Raw genomic sequence first — 18,317 nt, 5'->3', positions numbered from 1 at the left:
CTCCCCACCGCCCCGCCCCGGCCCCGCCGACCACGAGGTTCGCGCCACCGGGCACCCGCCCGGCCTCGTGGTCACGGGTTCGCGTCACGGGAGCGCACGGGGTTGACGCGAGCCTCCTGGTCAACCCGACGAAGTGGGGGGTTCGGTGGTGCGGAGGGTGGCGGTGTGGGCCAGGGTGGCGCGGCGCAGGGCCGCCTCGGGGTCCAGGCCGGTGTGGCGGGCCTCGGCGACCAGGGCCAGCAGGGTGGCACCGAGGCGGGACTCCGGGTCGGGCTGGGCGTCGGGGGACGGCAGCGGCACGGTCAGCCCGGCCCGACCGGCGCGGTCCAGCACCTTGGCCGCCAGGGCCAGGGCGGGCTGGCTCAGCGCGATGCCGTCGAGCACCGACGCCCGGGCCTTCTCGGCCTGTTTGATCCGCTCCCAGTTCGCCTCGATCTCGGCCAGCGAACCCGCCTGCGCACCGGAGAAGACGTGCGGGTTGCGGCGGACCATCTTGTCGACCAGGGTGCCGGCCACGTCGTCGACGCTCCACCGCTCGTCCTCGGGCAGGTTCTCCGCGAGGCGGGCGTGCAGCAGCACCTGGAGCAGCACGTCGCCCAGTTCCTCGCGCAGCGCGTCGGTGTCGCCGTCGCTGATCGCGTCGTACGCCTCGTAGCACTCCTCGATCAGGAAGCCGGCGAGGCTGCGGTGGGTCTGGGCCCGCTTCCACGGGTCGCCGCCCGGCGAGGCGAGCCGGTCCATCACCTCGACCGCGTCGAGCAGCCGGGCCCCCGGCGGGTCCCACGAGCCGTACATCAGCTCCAGCTCGGCCAGCCCCGGCTCGCGGGCCAGCCGCAGGCCCACCTCCCGGGCCAGGGTCTCGTCGCCGGTCGGGCCGGCCAGCCAGACCGCCGTGCCGTGCGCCGCCGCCGCGTCGAGCAGCGCGTCGCCGGCCCCGCCGGAGACGACGGTGACCTCGACGCCGGCCGCGCGTACCGCCGTGACCTGGGCACCCTCCGCGCCGGTCAGCACCGGTGCGGAGCGCAGCGTGTCCCAGGCGGCGGCGGTCAGCAGACCGGCCGGCAACCGGGGCGACGTGACCAGCAGGACGATCCGGTCGGACATGCTCAGGAGGCCGCCGGCCCCTGCTCCGGGGTCGGGCTGGCGACCGGCTCGGGCGTCGACACGTCGGTCACCGGGCCGCTCGCGTCGATGTACGGCAGCGCGTAGAAGACCAGCTCCTGGCCCTTGTTGACCCAGGCGGGGACGCCGAGCGGCCGGTACCGGGGGTTGACCTCGACGTCGACCTTGTCGGCCTGCTCGCCCAGCGCGGCGCTCAACGCCGAGGAGGTGCGCACGAAACCGCCGTCGCCGAAGAGCTGCCGCACCTGCGCCACCGACAGCCCCTTGTCGATGCCGCCGGTCTTCTCGATCGCGTGGTAGACCGCCATCACCGACTCGTCGCTCAGGTCGGCCGGCGGCAACTGCTGGCTGAGCACGACGAACAGGTCGGCCCACTCGCCCCACAGCTTCGCGAACTCCGCCTGCGGCGGCATCTGGAGCTGCTGGGCCAGCTGGTCCGGGGTGATCTGGTCGGGGACCTGGAGGTTCTTCTCGGCCGCGACCCGCTTGCCCAGGTCGATGCTGACCAGCAGGTTCACCACGTCCTGCCGGGTCAGCCCGGCCCGCAACTGCTCCGGGCCGGGGGTCTGGCCGGACTGGGCCGCGCTCTGCCGCACCGCCTCGGCGTACCTCGTCTGCGCGTCGTTGTAGATCGCGTCCACCCGGGCCACCGAGTAGCGACTGTCGCCGATGTATGCGGCCACATCAGGAGACGCCTTGCCGCAGGCGGTGAGGGAGAGGACACCCAGGGCCGCGACGCTGGCGGCGGCGATGAGACGGCGTGCACGCATGACGGTCACTCTCTCATGCCTGCCTGTGTACGGTGACGCCGCCCACCGTGCGTCCTCGCCCGCCCGACGCCCCGCGCCGGGCGGGCGACGGCCCCTCATCCCCGCGCCCCCGCCAACGCGGCCGGTTCGCCGAGGACGTCGGAGAGGAGCTGGGCGCACCACTGAAGCAGCGCCTGGTCGCGCAGCGGCTCGCCGCCGACCCGGCGGGTGCTCGGCCGGGGCACGCTGACCTGGTCGGTGGCGGACTTGTAGACCGAGTCCGGGTGGTAGCGCTTGAGCCGCAACTGCTTCGAGTCGGGCAGCGGCAGCGGCCCGAACCGCAGGTGCCTGCCCTGCATGCTCACGTCGGTCAGGCCGTACCGGCGGGCCAGCAGCCGGAACCGGGCCACCGCGACCAGGTTCTGCACCGGGGCGGGCGGCTCGCCGTACCGGTCGGTCATCTCGGCCACCACCTCGTGCAGCCGCGCGTCGTCACGCGCCTCGGCGAGCTTGCGGTACATCTCCAGCCGCAGCCGCTCCACCCCGACGTAGTCGTGCGGCAGGTGCGCGTCGATCGGAAGATCGATCTTGACGTCCGTCTCCTCCTCGGTGCTCTCCCCCTTGAACGCCGACACCGCCTCGCCGACCATCCGGACGTACAGGTCGAACCCGACGCCCTCGATGTGCCCGGACTGCTCGCCGCCGAGCAGGTTTCCGGCACCCCGGATCTCCAGGTCCTTCATCGCCACGTACATGCCCGCGCCCAGCTCGGTGTGCTGGGCGATGGTGGCCAGCCGCTCGTGCGCGTGCTCGGTGAGCGGCTTCTCCGGCGGATAGAGGAAGTACGCGTACGCCCGCTCCCGGCCCCGGCCCACCCGGCCCCGGATCTGGTGCAGCTGGGCCAGGCCGAGCAGGTCGGCCCGCTCCACGATCAGGGTGTTGGCGTTCGGGATGTCGATGCCGGACTCGACGATCGTGGTGCAGACCAGGACGTCGAACTCCTTCTCCCAGAAGCCGACCATCACCTTCTCCAGGGCCTCCTCGCCCATCTGTCCGTGGGCCACCGCGACCCGTGCCTCGGGCACCAGCTCGCGCAGCTTCCGCGCCGTCCGGTCGATCGACTCCACCCGGTTGTGCAGGTAGAACACCTGCCCGTCGCGGAGCAGCTCCCGGTGGATCGACGCGGCCACCTGCCGGTCGTCGTACGCCCCGACGAAGGTCAGCACCGGGTGCCGCTCCTCCGGCGGGGTGGCGATGGTCGACATCTCGCGGATGCCGGTGATCGCCATCTCCAGCGTCCTCGGGATCGGGGTGGCCGACATGCTCAGCACGTCGACCGAGGCGCGCAGCGTCTTGAGGTGCTCCTTGTGCTCGACGCCGAACCGCTGCTCCTCGTCGATGATCACCATGCCGAGGGACTTGAACCGGGTGGCCGTCTGGAGCAGCCGGTGGGTGCCGATGACGATGTCGACGGTGCCGTCGGCGACCATCTCCAGCGTCCGCTCGCTCTCCTTGGCGGTCTGGAAGCGGGAGAGCTGCCGGATGGTCACCGGGAACTGGTTCATCCGCTCGGCGAACGTGTTGTAGTGCTGCTGCACCAGCAGCGTCGTCGGCACCAGCACCGCCACCTGCTTGCCGTCCTGCACCGCCTTGAAGGCCGCCCGGACGGCGATCTCGGTCTTGCCGTACCCGACGTCGCCGCAGATCAGCCGGTCCATCGGCACGGTCTGCTCCATGTCCCGCTTGACCTCCTCGATGGCGGCCAACTGGTCGGGCGTCTCCTGCCACGGGAAGGCGTCCTCCAGCTCCCGCTGCCACGGGGAGTCCGGGGCGAACGCGTGCCCCTTGGACGCCTTGCGGGCGGCGTAGAGCTGGATGAGCTGGGCGGCGATCTCCCGGACCGCCTTGCGGGCGCGGGCCTTGGACTTCTGCCAGTCCGAGCCGCCCATCTTGTGCAGGGTGGGCTGCTCGCCGCCGACGTAGCGGGAGAGCTGGTCGAGCTGGTCGGTGGGGACGAACAGCCGGTCGCCGGGCTGGCCGCGCTTGCTGGCCGCGTACTCGATGACCAGGTATTCCCGGGACGCGCCGTTGACGGTGCGCTGCACCAGCTCGACGTACCGGCCGATGCCGTGCTGCTCGTGCACGACGAAGTCGCCGGCCTTCAGCTCCAGCGGGTCGATGGTGTTGCGTCGCCGGCTCGGCATCCTGCGCATGTCCCGGGTGGTGGTGCCCCGGCCGCCGGTGACGTCGTTGCCGGTGAGTAGCACGAACCTCGACGCCTCGTCGACGAAGCCGGCGGTCAGGCGGCCGCAGGAGACCAGCACCTCGCCGGGGGCGGGCGCGGCCGGCACCTGTTCGGTGAGCCGGGCGCCCAGCCCGGCGTCGCGGAGCACCTCGACGGCCCGCTGGGCGGGACCGTGCCCCTCGAAGACCAGCGCCACCGACCAGCCCTCACCGGTCCAGCGCCTGAGGTCGTCGACCACCCGGTCGGTCTCACCGTGGTAGAGCGGGGCCGGCTGGGCGGCCAGGCTCACCGCGATCGCGTCGTCGGGGGTCACGTCCGCCCCGGTCGGCGCGTCCTCCCAGGGCTGCCGGGCCGGTGCCGCGGCGTCCGCCTCGACCAGTCCGAACGGGGCGAGGGTCCACCAGGGCTGGCGCAGGGCGCGGGCGGCGGCGCGTACCTCGGCCAGGGACCTGAAGGCGGCGGCGCCCAGGTCGACCGGGGCCTGGCCACCGACGGCGGCCGCGGCCCAGCTCGCCTGGAGGAACTCCTCCGAGGTACGCACCAGGTCGTGCGCCCGGGTGCGGATCCGCTCCGGGTCGCAGAGCAGCACGTGGGTGCCGGCCGGCATGGTGTCGACCAGCAGTTCCAGGCTCTCGCTGCCGATCAGCGCCGGGGCCAGCGACTCCATCCCCTCGACCGGGATGCCCTCGGCCAGCTTGTCGAGGATCTCGGCCAGCTCCGGGTGCTCCCCGGCGAGCGCGGCGGCCCGCCGACGCACCGCCGGGGTCAGCAGCAGCTCCCGGCACGGCGGGGCCCACAGCTGCGGTACGCCCTCGATGGTGCGCTGGTCGGCGACGGCGAAGGTGCGGATCTCCTCCACCTCGTCGCCCCAGAACTCGACCCGGGACGGGTGCTCGTCGGTGGGCGGGAAGACGTCCAGGATGCCGCCGCGTACCGCGAACTCGCCGCGCTTGGTGACCAGGTCGACCCGGGCGTACGCCAGGTCGGTGAGCCGGCGGGCGACCTCCTCCAGGTCGGCCTCCTCACCGGCGGAAAGCTGCACCGGCTCCAGGTCGCCGAGGCCCTTGAGCTGCGGTTGCAGCAGCGAGCGCACCGGTGCCACCACCACCCGCAACGGGCCGGCGTCGGCGTCGGCGCGGACGGTGTGCGGGCCCGGGGCGTCCGGGTGGGCGAGGCGACGCAGCACGGCCAGCCGCCGGCCGACGGTGTCGGAACGGGGCGAGAGCCGCTCGTGCGGCAGCGTCTCCCAGGACGGGAAGACCGCGACCTGCCCGGCCGGGAGCAGGCTGCCCAGCGCGGCGGCCAGGTCGTCGGCCTCCCGGCTGGTGGCGGTCACGGCGAGCACCGGCCGGCCGGCCCCACCGGCCGCCGGGTCGGCGGCGACGGCGGCCACGGCGAACGGGCGCAGCGCGGTCGGGGCGGTCAGGTCCAGCCCGTCGACCTGGGCGGCACCGGAGCGCGCCAGGTCACGCGCCCGGGCCAGCCCCGGGTCGGCCAGGGCGGCGGAGAAGAGTCCGGTGAGCATCAGTGATCACTTCCAGGAAAGCCGCCGGTCGGCCCGGGGCGCACGAAGATGCCCCCACGCCCGGCCGGGCCGGGGGGTGCATGGCCGCCAGCCTATCTCGCGAGGGAGACAATCGAGCCCGCAGCGGCGGTGCCGGAACGGGGGAGGACCAATGCCACAGCAGTGGGGCGCGGACCCACGCCAACAGACAGCCCAGGGACGATGGCGGGGGCTGGGCCTGCCCGACGGGATGACCTTCTACGAGGTGCGCTGCCTGATCGACGAGCCGGGCTGGGTCGGCCCGGTACCCAACCTCGGCTACCGGGTCTACCTGGGGCGCTCCGGCGGCTACCTGCGCCGGGTCAACGGTGGGGTCGCGTTCGCCGACGCGACGTCGGTGCTGCTCACCCGACCCGGCGACGAGATGAGCGTGGCTCACCCGCTCGGCTGCGGCGACGTCTACTCGTGCCTGGAGATCCGCCCCGAGGTGCTCGAGGAACGCCCGGACGCCCGCGACTGGTTCACCCGGCGCAGCTGGGACGGTCAGCTCGACGCCGCGCTGGACCTGGAGCACCGGATGCTGGTGGCCCGCAGCCGGCGCGGTCTGGACGGCTTCGAGCTGACCGAGCACACCCACCAGTTCCTGGCCACCCTGCTCAGCGGCAGCCCCCTGGGCCGGGGCGCCCCGGGCGCGGACCTGGACCGTGCGGTGGGGCGGCGACCGGCCACCCTGGCCGCCCACCGACGCCTCGCCGACCAGGCCCGCCAGGTGCTCGCCGCGTCGGGTTTCACGCTGGGGCTCACCGAGGTCGCCCGGCTGGTCGGCTGCTCACCGCACCACCTGAGCCGGGTGTTCCAGCGGGTCACCGGGCGCAGCATCACCGCCTACCGCAACGAACTACGGGTCCGGGCGGTGCTGGACCTGCTGGGCCGCTCCGATCCACCCCGGCTGGGCACGATCGCCGCCGAGTACGGCTTCGCCGACCAGGCGCACCTGAGCCGGGTGGTCCGGGAGCGGGTCGGCCACCCGCCCGCCCGCCTGCGTCGACTGCTCGCACCCACCGACTGACGCCCCCGGCGGCCGGCCCCCGGGTCGCGGGGCGCTCGTCGTGGCGGGGCCGCCGGTCGAACCGAACCGCGCACGAATCTTCAAGATTTCGACCCGCGTGCCGACCGAGGATGGAACAGCCAGCCCGGTCGGTCGACGTTGCGCCGGCCGAGGGAGACGCGGACCTGTTCGGGGAGGCCCGCGTACCCCCCAGTCGGGCTGACCGGGGATGCCGTCCGGCACCCGGTGGAGGTGCCGTACCCCGGTGCGGCACCTCCACGCCCGGCCGCGTTCCGTTCAGTAGCGCACGGCGATGCGTCGTTCGACCGCGTCGACCCGGATCTCCCCGCCGTACGGAATGATCAACTGCGGGTCGGTGTGGCCCAGGTCGACGTCGAAGACCACCACCGCGTCCGGGCGGTACGCGGTCAGCGCCCGGACGATGGCACCCCGCTGGGCGGCACCCCACGCCAGCCGTTGCGCCACCGGCAGCGGTCGTGCGAAGTCCCACGCCTTGGGGCGGCCGACGACGACCGCCGGGAAGGCGGCGAGCAGTCCCCGCTCACCCATGTTCCGGACGATCCGGAACACCTCCTGCGCGTCGGGCAGTTCGTTGGAGGTCTCGACGACGAGCACCGAGCCGGCCAGGTCGGCGGCCGACGGGACCCGGTCGGCGGCCATCAACCAGTGCAGGATCTCCAGGCAGCCGCCCCAGGTGCGGCCCTCGACCACCGTCGACGGGCCCCGCCAGCGCCAGCCCTCGCCGGGCAGCATCGGCGGTTCGACCGCGAGCGTGGCGGGGTCCCGCCAGTCGCCCGGTTCGTCACCCCACTGCGGCGCGGGGGTCAGCTCGTACCAGCCGGAGGTGAACAGGGCGGCGTGCAGCGAGTCGAGGGTCAGCGGGTGCGGCGCACCGGGTCGGCCGAGGTGCACCAGCACCGAGCCACCGTGGTAGGCCACCATGCCCAGCCGGTAGAGGTGGTTGAGGACGTTGGTGTTGTCCGAGTAGCCGAAGTAGGGCTTCGGGTTGGCCCGCAGCACCGCGTCGTCCAGGTGCGGGGTGACCGTGATCAGGTCGTCGCCGCCGACGGTGGCGAGCACGGCGGTGACCGTCGGGTCGGCGAAGGCGGCGGTCAGGTCGCGCGCCCGGTCCCGGGGGTCGGCCCGGGTCTGCCGGGTGGTCGGGTACTCCACCGGCTCCAGGCCGAACTCCTCGCGCAGCCGGCGCAGGCCCAACTCGTACACGTGGGGGAAGAGACCCGCCAGGCCGGCGGAGGGGGAGACCACCGCGACCCGGTCGCCCGGCTTCGGCTTGGCGGGGTATTCGGGAAGGGTCACGAGCGGAACCTACCGCCCACCACCACCGGTTTTGGCCCGACAAAACCCCGCAGGTCGGGCATGGCGGCCATAGGCTGGGCCGGTGGACGAGGAGCCGCAGACCCGGGACTGGCTGCCCCGCACGGCGGCGCTGCTGGTCGGCACGCTGGTGCTGGCCACCGCGTTCATCGCGGCCTACGTCGGCGCGCTGCACCAGCCGCACCCCCGGGACGTGCCGGTCGGGGTGGTGACCGGCGACCAGCGCGCCGGGGCGCTTCTGACCACCGTGCGGGAACGCACCGACACGATCAAGCCCGTCGGGTACGCCGACCCCGGCGCGGCCGACGACGCCCTCACCGCCCGCCAGGTGTACGCCGTGCTCACCTCCGCCCCCGACGGCACACTCACCCTGGCCACCGCCAGCGCCTCCGCGCCGGCCGCCACCGAACTGGTCACCGGGGTCCTCACCCCGGCCGCCCGGCAGGCCGGGCTGCCGCTCACCGTCACCGACCAGGTGCCCGTCTCCCCCGACGACCCGCGTGGCCTGGTGCCCTTCTACCTGGCCGTCGGGCTGGTGCTCGGCGGCTACCTGGCCTCGACCGCGCTCGGCGTCTCGCTCGGCACCGCCCCGCGCGGGCTGCGCCGGGCCGGGCTGCGGATCGGCTCGCTGGCCGTGCACGCGGTGCTGCTCGGGACCATCGGCGCGGTGCTGGTCGGCCCGGTCCTCGACGTCTGGGACCACGACCTGCTCGCGGTGGCGGCGGTCGGCATGCTCACCGTCTTCACCGCCGCGATGGTCGCCGCCGCCGTGCAGGGCTGGCTGGGGCTGCTCGGCACCGGGCTGGTGATCCTGCTGCTGGTGGTGCTCGGCAACCCCGGCTCGGGCGGCATCTACGCCCCCGAGTTCCTGCCCGCCGCGCTGCGCGGCATGCACCGCTGGAACGTTCCCGGCCTCGCCACCGACCTACTCAAATCGGCCGTCTACTTCGACTGGCGGTCGGCCCGCTGGCCGCTGGCCGGGCTGCTGGCCTGGACCGTCCTCGGCCTGTCCGGCCTGCTCACCGCCGCCCGGTTCCGGGCACGCCGGGCCGGTCGGGCAGGCGTCGGGGGCGACGCGCGGTGACCGTGGGGAAGGTGACACACCGAACCCCTTCCTCCCGGACCGGGCCGCGCAGATACCATCCAGGGAGTCGGACAGCGCTGTCCTTCGTACTCACGTAAGGAGCGCACGGTGACCGACCAGCATGATCACGACGGGCCCGACGCCGCACTGCGGGCCGACATCCGTCGACTCGGCACCCTGCTCGGCCAGACCCTGGCCCGGCAGGAGGGTCGGCCGCTGCTCGACCTGGTCGAGGAGATCCGCGCCCAGGTCCGCTCCGACGCCCCGGCCGCCGCGCAGCGCCTCGGCGGGCTGGACGTGACCACCGGCACCAAGCTGGCCCGCGCCTTCTCCACCTACTTCCACCTGGCCAACATCACCGAGCAGGTGCACCGGGCCCGCGACCTGCGCCGTCGCCGGGCGATCCAGGGCGGCTGGCTGGACCAGGCGGCCAAGATGATCGCCGAGCGCGGGGTGCCGGCCGAGGAGATCGCCGCCGCCGCCCGCCGCCTCGCGGTACGCCCCGTCTTCACCGCCCACCCCACCGAGGCGGCCCGCCGGTCGATCCTGTCCAAGCTGCGCGCCATCGCCGACGAGCTGGACGCCGAGACCGCCAACGCCATCCTCTACGGCGCCAGCGACGAGGCCCCGGCCAACCGCCGCCTCGCCGAACTGCTCGACCTGATGTGGCAGACCGACGAGCTGCGCCTCGACCGGCCCGACCCGACCGACGAGGCCCGCAACGCCATCTACTACCTGCGCGACCTGTACGCCGAGGCCGCCCCGCAGGTGCTCGACGACCTGGCCGACACGTTGCGCACCCTCGGCGTGGAGACCTCGCCGACGTCGCGCCCGCTGACCTTCGGCACCTGGATCGGCGGCGACCGGGACGGCAACCCGTTCGTCACCCCCGTGGTCACCCGCGAGGTGCTGCGCATCCAGCACGAGCACGGCATCACCGCCACCGAGGCGGCGATGGAGCACCTGGTCAACGAGGTCTCCGTCTCCCGCCGGCTGCGCGCCGTGTCGCTGGACCTGTCGGCCAGCCTCGCCGCCGACCTGGACGCGCTGCCCGAGGTGGCCCCCCGGTTCCGCCGGGTCAACGCCGAGGAGCCCTACCGGCTCAAGGCCCGCTGCGTGAAGGCGAAGCTGGCCAACACCCGGGAGCGGCTGCGCGCCGGCACCCCGCACGTGCCGGGCCGGGACTACCAGGGCTCCGGCGAACTGATCGCCGACCTGGAACTGCTGCGCGCCTCGCTGGCCCGCAACTCCGGGCAGCTCACCGCCGTCGGTCGGCTCGCCTCGACCATCCGTACCGTCTCCGCGTTCGGCCTGCACCTGGCCACCATGGACGTCCGGGAGCACGCCGAGAAGCACCACGAGGTGCTCGCCCAGCTCTACACGGCGGTCGGCGAGGTGTCGGACTACCCGTCGCTGACCCGGCTGGAGCGCACCAAGCTGCTCGCCGACGAGCTGACCGGCCGCCGGCCGCTGTCCGCCCTGGACACCCCGTTGACCGAGGCGGCGCGCAAGACGTTCGACGTGTTCGGGACGATCCGCGAGGCGCAGGACCGGTTCGGCGGCGAGGTCATCGAGTCGTACATCATCTCGATGACCCTCGGCGTGGACGACGTGCTCGCGGCGGTGGTGCTGGCCCGGGAGGCCGGCCTGGTCGACGTGCACACCGGGCGGGCCCGGATCGGTTTCGTCCCGCTGCTGGAGACCCCGGCGGAGCTGAACGCCGGCGGCGAGATGCTCAACGAACTCCTCTCCCTGCCGGCCTACCGGGCGCTGGTCGCGGCCCGGGGCGACGTGCAGGAGGTGATGCTCGGCTACTCCGACTCCAACAAGGAGGCCGGCATCACCACCAGCCAGTGGTCGATCCACCGGGCCCAGCGGGCGCTGCGGGACGTGGCCGCCCAGCACGGCGTGCACCTGCGGTTGTTCCACGGCCGGGGCGGCACCGTCGGACGCGGCGGCGGCCCCACCCACGAGGCGATCCTGGCCCAGCCGTACGGCACCCTGGACGGCGCGATCAAGGTGACCGAGCAGGGTGAGGTCATCTCCGACAAGTACACCCTGCCGGCGCTGGCCCGGGAGAACCTGGAGCTGACCGTGGCCGCGGTGCTCCAGGCGACGCTGCTGCACACCGCCCCCCGGCAGCCCGCCGAGCAGTTGGAACGCTGGGACGCGGCGATGGACGTGGTCTCCGAGTCGGCCTTCCGGTCGTACCGGGGCCTGGTGGAGGACCCGGACCTGCCGGCGTACTTCTGGGCGTCGACGCCGACGGAGCTGCTCGGCGCGTTGAACATCGGCTCCCGGCCGGCGAAGCGGCCGAACACCGGGGCCGGCCTCGGCGGCCTGCGGGCCATCCCGTGGGTGTTCGGCTGGACGCAGACCCGGCAGATCGTGCCCGGCTGGTTCGGGGTCGGCTCCGGCCTCGCCGCCGCCCGCGCCGCCGGCCTGGAGGACGTGCTGGCCGAGATGCACCGCAACTGGCACTTCTTCCGCACGTTCCTGTCGAACGTGGAGATGATGCTGACCAAGACCGACCTCAGCATCGCCCGCCGGTACGTCGAGACGCTGGTCCCCGAGGAGCTGCACCCGATCTTCGACAAGATCCAGCAGGAGTACGAGCTGACCAAGCAGGAGGTGCTGGCGGTCACCTCGTCGCCGGCCCTGCTGGAGAACTCGCCGGTCCTCCAACGCACCCTGGCGGTGCGCGACACCTACCTGGAGCCGCTGCACCACCTCCAGGTGGCGCTGCTGCGGCAGTACCGGGACTCCGGCGCCGCCGGCCGGGCGGTCATCACCGCACCTGGCGGCCGACGCGCCCCCAGCGACGGTACGGCCCTGGAGCGGGCCCTGCTCACCACGGTCAACGGCATCGCCGCCGGGATGCGCAACACCGGCTGACGACGTCGTCCCTGCCACCGCCCCGGAGGCGGTGGCAGGGCCCGGCCGGGCCCGCACCGGCGCGTGCCGCCGGCCGGCGGCACCGGCTCAGAAGTCGCCGCCCCCGAAGTCCCCACCGCCGAAGTCGCCGCCCCCGAACCCACCGCCGCCGAAGTCACCGGCGGTGCCGAAGTCGCCGCCCGGGTCCCCGGCCGTGCCGAAGTCCGCGCCGTCGCCGAAGCCCTCCTGGTAGCCGGCGTCGTACCCCGGGTCGGCGAAGGCCGGCGAGAAGAGCGCGTCGGCGATCAGCATCCCGCCGACCACCCCGACGCCCGCCCCCAGCGCGGTCTTCCACCACGGCGTCGAGTACCAGCCGGCCGGCACCGGCCGGCCCTGGTAACGCCCGCCCGGGTAGTAGTACGGGGTGTCCCGGCCGGGCTGCGGACCGGCCCTGAACGTCTGCCCCTGCACGTCCACCTGACGCTCCCGGGTGATCTCCCCGGCCCCCTGCGCGGCGGCCAGCGGGGGCAGCTCCGGGCCCGGGTCCAAGCCGAGCGCCACCCGGGCCGCCCGCGCGTAGGCGAGCCCCTCCAACGCGGTCTCCCGGGCCAGCCGGAACTGGTGCACCGTACGGGCCTGTTCCAGCTGGCTGCCCGCCGCGTTGTACCGCTCACCCGCGTCGACCAGCGCCTGGCGTACCGCCGGGTCGTCGCCGTGCAGGTTCATCACCTGGCCGCCGAGGCGTTCGTACCACCGCTGGGCGTCGGCGCGGACGTCGGCGAGGCTGCGCGCCTCCCGGGCCGCCTTCTCCCGCCGCCACCAGACGAAACCACCGGCCAGCATGGCGACCAGGATGAGCACGAGCAGAAATTCCATTCTCCGAACGTACCCGGGGGCGTCGAGTCGTACCCGTTTGGCAAGCTCTGGTGATGGACTTCTCGACGCTGGCCGTGGTGGTGGTCTGCCTCGCCGCCGGCGGGGCGGTCGGCTGGTACGCCGCCCGCGCCCGGTCGGCCACCGAGATCGCCCGGCTGGAGGCCACCCTCGCCGCCAACCGGGAGGGCGAGGGCCGGCTGGAGCAGTCGATGCGGGCGCTGAGCTACGAGGCGACCGCCCAGTCCCAGGAGGCGGTGGCCCGCGCGGTGGCCCCGCTGCACGACACCCTGCGCCGCTACGAGCAACGGGTCGGCGAGCTGGAACGCGACCGCGTCGACGCCTACGCCGAGCTACGCGAACAGGTCCGCTCGATGGGGGCCGTCTCCGGTGAGCTACGCACCGAGACCAAGCAGCTCGTCGCCGCGCTGCGCGCCCCGCAGGTACGCGGACGCTGGGGCGAGCACCAGCTCCGCCGGATCGTCGAGGCGGCCGGCATGCTGGAGCACTGCGACTTCAGCGAGCAGGTCACCGCCGCCACCGACCACCAGGGGGTCCGCCCCGACCTGGTGGTCCGGCTGCACGGCGGGCGGACGGTGGTGGTGGACGCCAAGGCGCCCTTCGACGCCTACCTGACGGCGATGGAGGCCCGCGACGAGCGCAACCGGGACACCCACCTCGACCGGCACGCGAAGCACCTGCGCGGGCACGTCGACGCGCTGGCCGCGAAGACCTACTGGGCCGCGTTCGACGACAGCCCGGAGTTCGTGGTGCTGTTCGTGCCGGCCGACCCGTTCCTGGACGTGGCGTTGCAGCGCGACCCGACGCTGCTGGAGCACGCGTTCGCCCGCAACGTGGTGCTCGCCACGCCGGCCACCCTGGTCGCGCTGCTGCGTACCGTGGCGTACTCGTGGCGGCAGGAGGCGTTGGCCCGCAACGCGGTGGCGGTGCACACGCTCGCCCGGGAGCTGTACGGCCGGCTGTCCACCCTGGGCGATCACGTCGGCAAGCTCGGCAGCTCGCTCGGTGGCGCGGTGACGGCGTACAACCGGGCGGTGGGCTCGCTGGAGGCCCGGGTCCTGGTCAGCGCGCGCAAACTGGCCGAGCTGGGCGTCTCCGACCAGGAGCTGACCGTCCCGGCCCAGGTCGAGCTGGCCCCCCGCCAACCCCAGGCCCCCGAACTCCTCCCCACCGACGACCGCCCCTGACCCACCCCGGCCCGGCCCGGCCCCGCCGCCGCGCCGCAGGCGCCCGGCGGCTGAGGGCGCGATGTCGGCTCAATAGCCGTATCGAAACGGCCGGAAACCGCCAAATCGGCGAAAGTGCGTCGACCCACGGGCCCGGGAAGGGCGCGGGCCGACGGGCGGCCGGGCGGGCACGGACCGGCGGGCGGGCACGGGCCGACGGGCGATCAGCCGGGCGTGCGGGTGGGTGGTCAGGAGCGGCGGGCGGATTCCACCAGGAACGGGACACCCTGCTGGCAGGTGCTCATCAGGTCGGGTTGGGCCCGGCCGGTGACGGTCACCCGGGCTCCGGCCACGAGGACGTCCTTCGGGCCGCCGACCAGTTGGTGACCGTCGAGCAGCACACACCCCGGCTCGACACCCGCCTCGACGGTGCCGGTCAGCTCCGTCGCGCCCGGACCGGGCGGCAGCCGTGGGCCGCCGGGCGGCGGCTTCAACCCGCCGGGCGGCACCGAACCGGCCGGCGGTGCGGACGGGGCCACCGATGCCGGCGACGTGGACGGCGGCACGGTGCCCGTCGGGGTGACCGTGTCCGTCGGGGTGACCGTGGGGGCCGGGGAACTGGTCGGCGTGGCCGGCGGACCGGTGACGTCGGCACCGTCGCCACAGCCGGCGAGCGCCACACCGGCGGCCAGCAGCACGACGACCGCCATCCGAGGAGTTCTCATACCACTGGGACGCGCCGCACCCGTGATCCGTTCCGTCCGCCGGGAACCCACCGACGAGGGACACCGGTGCCGGCAGGCCACCGACGACCACGCCGACACCGACCCGCGGCGGGCGCGTCACCCCGGTGCCGGGTCGGCGCGGGGCTTCCGTGCCGGGTCAACCCCGCCGGAGCCGGTCCCCAGCCGGCGGGCGGAGCCGGTCCCCAGCCGGCGGGCGGAGCCGGTCCCCAGCCGGCGGGCCCGCCCGGGGTCAGCCGCGGGAGGCGGCCTTCATGTCGCGCTTGAGTTCCTGCGGCAGTGAGAAGGTCAGCCGCTCGTTGGCGGTGACCACCTCGTCGACGTCGGTGAAGCCCCGCGCGGCCAGATGGGCAAGCACCTCGTGGACCAGTTCGTCGGGCACGCTCGCGCCGGAGGTGAGCCCCACCGTCCGGGCGTCGACCAGCCAGGCGTCGTCGATCTCGTGGGCGAAGTCGACCAGGTGCCCGGCGCGGGCCCCGGCGTCCAGGGCCACCTCGACCAGGCGCACCGAGTTGGACGAGTTGCGCGAGCCGACCACGATCACCACGTCGCAGTCGGGGGCGATCTCCTTGACCACGTGCTGCCGGTTGGAGGTGGCGTAGCAGATGTCGTCGCTGGGCGGCGACTGGAGCAGCGGCAGCCGGGTCTTGAGCCGGGCCACCGTCTCCAGCGTCTCGTCCACCGACAGCGTGGTCTGGGAGAGCCAGACGACCTTGTTCGGGTCGCGCACGGTGATCCGGTCCACGTCGTCGGGGCCGTCGACGAGCTGGATGTGGGCGGGGGCCTCCCCGGCGGTGCCGATGACCTCCTCGTGCCCCTCGTGACCGATCAGCAGGATGTCGTAGTCCTCGGCGGCGAACCGCTTGGCCTCCTGGTGCACCTTGGTCACCAGCGGGCAGGTCGCGTCGATCGCCCGCAGCGACCGGGCTTTGGCCTGCTCGTAGACCTCGGGGGCGACGCCGTGCGCGGAGAAGATGACGGTGGCGCCCTCGGGCACCTCCTCGTTCTCCTCCACGAAGATCGCGCCCCGCGCCTCCAGGGTCTGCACCACGTGCTTGTTGTGCACGATCTGCTTGCGGACGTAGATCGGCGCGCCGTAGAGCTTCAGCGCCTCCTCGACGGTCTGTACCGCCCGGTCCACCCCGGCGCAGTAGCCGCGGGGCTTGGCCAGGAGCACGCGCTTGCCGGTCTTTGGGGTCGCCTCAGGCTCGGTCACCCGCCCATCGTACGTGTCGACATCTCCCCCGGCAGGAGCTGCGACCCGTACCACAGCGGGGGTACGGGTCGCGGCGGGCGGCCCGGCAGCGCCGGGTCGTCGGGGGCGGACCGTAGGGTGGGCGGGTGACCGACGCCCCCCGCAGCACCCCCGAGGAACCCTGGCCGGTCCGGGTGGTCAGCCAGAAGGTCGGCGCGTGGATCGCCAAGCTCGGCTGGGTCTGGGTCGACGGGCAGGTGGCACAGATCAGCCGTCGCCCGGGGGCGGGCACGGTCTTCCTGACCCTGCGCGACCCGTCGGCCGACCTCAGCCTCACCGTCACCACCAACCGGGACGTCCTCGACTCGGGCGCACCGGAGCTGCGCGAGGGCGCCCGGGTGGTGCTGCACGCCAAGCCGGAGTTCTACGCGGCGCGGGGCACGCTGAGCCTGCGCGCCGACGAGATCCGCCAGGTGGGGCTCGGTGAGCTGCTGGCCCGGCTGGAGAAACTCAAGAAGCTGCTCGCCGCCGAAGGGTTGTTCGACCGGGCCCGCAAGCGCCGGCCGCCGTTCCTGCCGCAGCGGATCGGCCTGGTCACCGGCCGGGCGTCCGCCGCCGAGCGGGACGTGTTGACCAATGCCCGGCGGCGCTGGCCGGCGGTGGAGTTCCGCACGGTCAACGTGGCGGTGCAGGGGCCGGGGGCGGTGTCGCAGATCGTCGACGCGCTGCGGGTCCTCGACGCCGACGAGAGCGTCGACGTGATCATCCTGGCCCGGGGCGGCGGCGGCATCGAGGATCTGCTGCCCTTCTCCGACGAGGCGCTGTGCCGGGCGGTCTTCGCCTGTCGTACCCCGGTGGTGAGCGCGATCGGCCACGAGACGGACGCGCCGCTTGTCGACTACGTCGCCGACGTCCGCGCCTCCACCCCGACGGACGCCGCCAAGCGGGTCGTGCCCGACCTGGCCGACGAGGTACGGCTGATCGGCCAGGCCCGTTCCCGGCTGGAGCGGGCGGTCCGCAACCTGGTCGACCGGGAGTCGCACCGGCTGACCCTGCTGCGGTCCCGGCCGGTGCTGGCCCGCCCGCAGGTGATGGTCGAGCAGCGGGCGGCCGAGGTGTCCGCGTTGCGGGACCGGGCGGGGCGCAACCTGCACCACCGGCTCGACGCGGCCACCGGCGACCTGCGGCACACCCTGGCCCGGCTGCGGGCGCTCTCCCCCGCCGCCACCCTCGACCGGGGCTACGCGATCGTGCAGCGGGCCGACGGGCACGTGGTCCGGGTGGCCGGCGAGGTGGCCGGGGGCGACCCGCTGCGGGTCCGCCTCGCCGAGGGCGAGCTGACCGTGACCGTGGACGCATGAGGAGGACGAGATGAGCGACCGGAAGCCCGAGGATCAGCTCAGCTACGAGCAGGCCCGCTCCGAGCTGGCCCAGGTGGTGGAGCGGTTGGAGGCCGGCGGCACGTCGCTGGAGGAGTCGCTGGCGCTGTGGGAGCGCGGCGAGCGGCTCGCCGCCGCCTGCCAACGCTCCCTCGACGGCGCCCGCGCCCGGATCGACGCCGCCCGGTCGACCACCGACGCCTGACCCGGGGGTCAGCTGACCAGGCGGATGCGGACCCGGCGGTTCTGCTTGCCCTTGCTCTCCACCTTGACCACCTGGATCCGCCCGACCTGCCCGATGGACGCGACGTGGGTGCCACCGTCGGCCTGCACGTCGAGACCCTCGATGTCGACGATCCGGACCTCCTGCTCGTCCGGCGGGATGAGGTTGGTCTGGGTACGGACGATGTCGGGGATGGCCAGCGCCTCGTCGCGGGGCAGCACCCGGACGGAGACCCGCCGGTCGGTGGCCAGTTCCTTGTTGACCGCCTCTTCGAGCAGGCCCTTGAAGCCCTCGGGGGGCTGCGGCAGGTTGAAGTCCATCCGGGCCTCGCCCGGCTCCATGTTGCCGCCGGTCACCAGCGCACCGAAGTCACGGAACACCACGCCGCAGAGCACGTGCAGGCCGGAGTGGGTGCGCATCAGGGTGAACCGGCGCTCGTCCTCGATCGCGCCCCGGACCTCGGTGCCGACCGGCGGCACCGGGTCGCCCTCGGCGGGGATCAGGTAGAGGTCGTCACCCTTGTGGGTGCCGACGATCCGGGTCTGCACCCCCTGCCACAGCAGCACGCCGTGGTCCGGCGGCTGGCCGCCGCCACCGGGGTAGAAGGCGGAGCGGTCCAGCACGATGCCGCGTTCGGGATCGACGTGCACGACTCGGCAGGTCCACTCGCGCAGGGACGGGTCGGCGAGGTCGAGACGCTCGGTGCGTCCGTGGTGGGAGATGCCCATGGGGGCG

General features: G+C 74.0%; 14 protein-coding genes. 6 read left to right on the top strand and 8 right to left on the bottom strand.

What is annotated here, in order from left to right; translation table 11 throughout:
* Positions 1-120: 120 nt before the first annotated feature.
* From ACN268_RS26360 to mfd, 3 genes are all read right to left on the bottom strand, one after another.
* Positions 121-1,104, bottom strand: a complete 984-nt coding sequence (locus ACN268_RS26360; RefSeq protein WP_421485568.1) for a nucleoside triphosphate pyrophosphohydrolase — start codon at positions 1,102-1,104, stop codon at positions 121-123.
* A 2-nt stretch (positions 1,105-1,106) separates the two neighbouring features.
* The gene (locus ACN268_RS26355) at positions 1,107-1,892 is read right to left on the bottom strand and encodes a hypothetical protein (RefSeq protein WP_421485566.1); all 786 of its coding nucleotides are present in this window, start codon (positions 1,890-1,892) and stop codon (positions 1,107-1,109) included.
* Between the two features lie 95 nt (positions 1,893-1,987).
* Positions 1,988-5,641, bottom strand: coding sequence for a transcription-repair coupling factor (gene mfd, locus ACN268_RS26350; RefSeq protein WP_421485565.1), 3,654 nt, complete (start codon positions 5,639-5,641; stop codon positions 1,988-1,990).
* Between the two features lie 151 nt (positions 5,642-5,792).
* On the opposite strand from mfd, the gene ACN268_RS26345 reads away from it, so the two are divergent.
* Positions 5,793-6,689: a helix-turn-helix domain-containing protein gene (locus ACN268_RS26345; RefSeq protein WP_421485563.1), complete on the top strand. Its 897-nt coding sequence runs from the start codon at positions 5,793-5,795 to the stop codon at positions 6,687-6,689.
* Between the two features lie 276 nt (positions 6,690-6,965).
* On the opposite strand, the gene ACN268_RS26340 is transcribed toward ACN268_RS26345, so the two are convergent.
* Positions 6,966-8,006 (bottom strand): S66 family peptidase, encoded by a 1,041-nt coding sequence (locus ACN268_RS26340; protein ID WP_421485561.1) that lies wholly within the window; start codon positions 8,004-8,006, stop codon positions 6,966-6,968.
* A gap of 82 nt (positions 8,007-8,088) precedes the next feature.
* Between ACN268_RS26340 and ACN268_RS26335 the strand changes: the two genes are divergently transcribed.
* Both ACN268_RS26335 and ppc read left to right on the top strand, forming a co-directional pair.
* The gene (locus ACN268_RS26335; RefSeq protein ID WP_421485559.1) at positions 8,089-9,108 is read left to right on the top strand and encodes a hypothetical protein; all 1,020 of its coding nucleotides are present in this window, start codon (positions 8,089-8,091) and stop codon (positions 9,106-9,108) included.
* Positions 9,109-9,216: 108 nt separating this feature from the next.
* Positions 9,217-12,003: a phosphoenolpyruvate carboxylase gene (gene ppc, locus ACN268_RS26330; protein ID WP_421485557.1), complete on the top strand. Its 2,787-nt coding sequence runs from the start codon at positions 9,217-9,219 to the stop codon at positions 12,001-12,003.
* 87 nt (positions 12,004-12,090) lie between these two features.
* On the opposite strand, the gene ACN268_RS26325 is transcribed toward ppc, so the two are convergent.
* A complete protein-coding gene (locus ACN268_RS26325; RefSeq protein WP_421485555.1) occupies positions 12,091-12,858 on the bottom strand; it encodes a hypothetical protein in 768 nt (255 codons plus the stop codon).
* 53 nt (positions 12,859-12,911) lie between these two features.
* On the opposite strand from ACN268_RS26325, the gene ACN268_RS26320 reads away from it, so the two are divergent.
* Positions 12,912-14,063, top strand: a complete 1,152-nt coding sequence (locus ACN268_RS26320; RefSeq protein WP_421485554.1) for a DNA recombination protein RmuC — start codon at positions 12,912-12,914, stop codon at positions 14,061-14,063.
* Positions 14,064-14,290: 227 nt separating this feature from the next.
* Here ACN268_RS26320 and ACN268_RS26315 read toward each other — a convergent pair whose 3' ends face one another.
* Together ACN268_RS26315 and ACN268_RS26310 are read right to left on the bottom strand one after the other, a co-directional pair.
* On the bottom strand, positions 14,291-14,767 hold the full coding sequence (locus ACN268_RS26315; RefSeq protein WP_421485552.1) for a hypothetical protein: 477 nt from the start codon (positions 14,765-14,767) through the stop codon (positions 14,291-14,293).
* A gap of 250 nt (positions 14,768-15,017) precedes the next feature.
* Complete coding sequence (locus ACN268_RS26310; protein ID WP_421485551.1) at positions 15,018-16,001, bottom strand: 4-hydroxy-3-methylbut-2-enyl diphosphate reductase; 984 nt, start codon at positions 15,999-16,001, stop codon at positions 15,018-15,020.
* A 125-nt stretch (positions 16,002-16,126) separates the two neighbouring features.
* On the opposite strand from ACN268_RS26310, the gene xseA reads away from it, so the two are divergent.
* Both xseA and ACN268_RS26300 read left to right on the top strand, forming a co-directional pair.
* A complete protein-coding gene (gene xseA, locus ACN268_RS26305; RefSeq protein ID WP_421485550.1) occupies positions 16,127-17,341 on the top strand; it encodes an exodeoxyribonuclease VII large subunit in 1,215 nt (404 codons plus the stop codon).
* A gap of 10 nt (positions 17,342-17,351) precedes the next feature.
* Positions 17,352-17,564, top strand: coding sequence for an exodeoxyribonuclease VII small subunit (locus tag ACN268_RS26300; RefSeq protein WP_420117580.1), 213 nt, complete (start codon positions 17,352-17,354; stop codon positions 17,562-17,564).
* Positions 17,565-17,572: 8 nt separating this feature from the next.
* Here the strand turns inward: ACN268_RS26300 and ACN268_RS26295 are convergent, their stop codons facing one another.
* Entirely contained in the window at positions 17,573-18,310 is a 738-nt protein-coding gene (locus tag ACN268_RS26295) for an alanyl-tRNA editing protein (protein ID WP_302740744.1), read from the bottom strand.
* Positions 18,311-18,317: the final 7 nt, after the last annotated feature.

The sequence above is a fragment of the Micromonospora sp. WMMD735 genome (assembly GCF_049178995.1).
Taxonomy (GTDB): domain Bacteria; phylum Actinomycetota; class Actinomycetes; order Mycobacteriales; family Micromonosporaceae; genus Micromonospora; species Micromonospora wenchangensis.
The sequence above is the reverse complement of the archived record's forward strand: the minus strand, read 5'-3'. Positions and strand labels throughout refer to the sequence as shown.